The sequence below is a fragment of the Roseibium marinum genome (genome assembly GCF_002906165.1).
Taxonomy (GTDB): Bacteria; Pseudomonadota; Alphaproteobacteria; order Rhizobiales; family Stappiaceae; genus Roseibium; species Roseibium marinum.
In genome coordinates, this window is sequence record NZ_PPCN01000025.1 from 1 (window position 1) to 2,754 (window position 2,754).

The window sequence follows — 2,754 nt, forward strand, 5'->3', positions numbered from 1 at the left end:
CGGATCAGGCTTACTTCAACGCTCTGACGCCGATGATGGTGGCGGCTTAATCGAGGCGAAAATCCACTTAGCGAAACGCCCGAAACTGTTCAGACAAACCGAGCCAACTCTCTCTAGGATGGGCGGAAGGCGATCGTTCACTGCGGTTAGCACGACCGACAACTGTGCGGACCTTAGAGACCTTCGGAACTTGTATGTGAATGACTGCAAGTTTGACGTCTGTAGGCGATGGATATATCTTCAGGTTGCAATTTGTTTCGCCAGCATCCTATTTCATGTTCGTTATTTATGTTGTGGAGGGTATGATGCAAAAATTTTTATTTATATTGTTGAGCTCGATATTCATAACGAATTCCGCCGGATATTCTGAAGAAAAGACTTCGAATATCTCTGTGCCAATTCGCATCAATTTGAAAGCTGTTGAAAACAAAATAAATGCAGAATTGCCACAACGACTTGCCGAGATTAATGAACCCGGTCGACTTTGTGTTCCAGCTAAATGGTTAAAAACAAAGGGCATTCCAAAATGCAGCATGAAAGGCATAAAGATTTACTGCAAAGACACTTGGATTAAAATAAAAACAACACCTGACATCCACTGTGATGTGAATGGATGGGTCAATCGAAACGGTAATGTTGGACTGTCTGGAAGCGGCCAAACTCTTCAAATTTCGGTTCCAATTGCCTCCAGCGTTAGCGCAAAAGCGGCGGGGATTAGTGAAACAGCAGACGCCAAGGCCACAATTTTTGCGACAATTACCCCTGACATCACTCCAGAATGGAATGTTTCAGCGGTGGTGACACCGGATATGAGGTGGGACCAGCGACCAACTTTGAAACTTTTTGGGATCATCAAAATCACGATAGGAAGCAAAGTTGAACCTAAACTGCGGGAGAAGATGAACGAATTCGCTGCAACTGTCCCGCAGATGCTGAGTGACCTCAAAATACGTTCCAAGGTTGAAGAGGCTTGGGTCAATATCCAAGCACCAATACAGATCTCAAAATCCCCTGCCACCTATCTTATTTTTCGACCACGCTCCGTTGGCTTCTCTGGCATTTCAATCGAGAATAACATTATGAATGCCCAAGTAAGTATCGCGGGTTCCACGGAGGTTGTTATTGGTGACAAGCCGGATATAGAGCCAGTTCCCCTTCAACCATTACAAAAAATTCCTCAGAGCGACGGAGTATTCAGCTTCAGTGTTCCAACATTTGTAACTTTTGATGAAATTGAGCGAACAGCAAAATCTCAATTTCCTGATGGTTTCAGTACCGAACTGGATGATGAAAAACTGAATGGAACCCTCTTGATCAACAATCTCAAAGCAGGACGGTTACAGGATGGCAAACTCAGCCTGACAATTGATGTAGATTATGACAATCGATCCAACTTCGTCCGATGGATCGATATTTTCGATTGGTTCGATACGACGGGCAAAATTACCTTTGCAGCAGTTCCAAGGATTGATGCGGAGAAGGACGTCGTATTTGTCGATGGTTTAGAAGTGGACAGCGACACCAACAACAACCTTGTCGATGCGCTAGTCGACATCTCCCGACTTCCTATATTGCGGAAATTTATCTCAGACGCAGCTAAGTATAACTACAGTGGTGATTTACAGCAAGGAATATCTACAGCCAATGAAGCCATGAACGTGCAACTCGAGGATGGAATTAGGATTACGGGAACCCTAACGGCTGCGGATATGGAACAAATTTCTGTATTAGAAAATGGATTGTCGATGTCGGCAACAGCCGGTGGAACTGTAAGCATTGATGTAGGTCTCTAGACCTTAGGATTAGACAAGAGCAAAAATGAAGCCAAATTCAGTTCGAAAAATCTGGTTGTCAATTGCCCTTATTCAGTTGGTATTCGCGGTGAGCATAATAGGGGAAATTCAGGGTGCGCATTTCTCCCTAAGCATTAAATCTTTGTTGGGCATCAAGTTTCAGGAAGACACTCCCGACAGTATCGTTGCTCTATGGGGGATCTTTATGCTCTCGGTCCTTCTTGGATTTTCCGCGGGACTTACGTCGCTTCATGCCAAAATTCTAGGTGATACATGGCTTTCGCGCTTTCCTTTACGAGTTCTTGATTTGGACCCAAAATTGGGTATCGGAAAAACATTTCAATATATAGGGTTGCTGCTTGCAGTTGTTATTCCAGTTTGGGTTCTTGGGCATTCTTGGCGCATTTTGCATACAGAAGGGGTTCTTTGCACGCGTCAAGCAGATGGTATCTGGGCGCCGATTGGTAATAGTTGGCAGCAACTCTGGATGTTACCAGAAGGATGGACAGTAAACGCACTCACTCAAGATGGATACCGACTTGCCGGAGAAGCTGGTTGCAATGCCTCATCTACTACATTCTTTCCAATGCTTGAGCCTGCGGCATTATTGATAATGACAATTTGGACAATAGTTAGATTAATTCACGCTGGAAATACACTGATTAGATAGTCATAATTACAGAAGCCATGATGGCAATTGTGGAAGCACTCGTTTGTTGAAGCATAAACCGACATTAAAACGTGGTGGTGCATGGGTCAAAAGGGTTCGGGTCAGTCGTTCTCTGCGCAGAGTAGTAGCGTCCGCTCAGGGCCTATTCCGTTGAAAAACTCGATGGTTTTGCGGTTTTGACCGGGGCGCTGAGTTCGAGCAATCCGGTCCTTTTTCATGCAGGGCAGCCGGTTTGCGGGGCCGGGATGAGTTTTGCGAGTTTGCGGAGGTTCTGGGTTGTGGCTGCGAGGT

At 45.2% G+C, this 2,754-nt stretch carries 3 protein-coding genes; 2 read left to right on the forward strand and 1 reads right to left on the reverse strand.

The window, feature by feature from the left end:
• Positions 1-200 precede the first annotated feature (200 nt).
• Positions 201-1,793 carry a DUF4403 family protein gene (locus CLV41_RS27360; RefSeq protein WP_103225662.1) on the forward strand — a complete coding sequence of 531 codons (1,593 nt, stop codon included), beginning with the start codon at positions 201-203 and terminating at the stop codon, positions 1,791-1,793.
• A gap of 25 nt (positions 1,794-1,818) precedes the next feature.
• Positions 1,819-2,463: a hypothetical protein gene (locus CLV41_RS27695; RefSeq protein WP_146048663.1), complete on the forward strand. Its 645-nt coding sequence runs from the start codon at positions 1,819-1,821 to the stop codon at positions 2,461-2,463.
• Between the two features lie 101 nt (positions 2,464-2,564).
• Here CLV41_RS27695 and CLV41_RS28045 read toward each other — a convergent pair.
• Positions 2,565-2,754: hypothetical protein (locus CLV41_RS28045; protein WP_208987753.1), on the reverse strand; the 190-nt coding region annotated here is incomplete at its 5' end.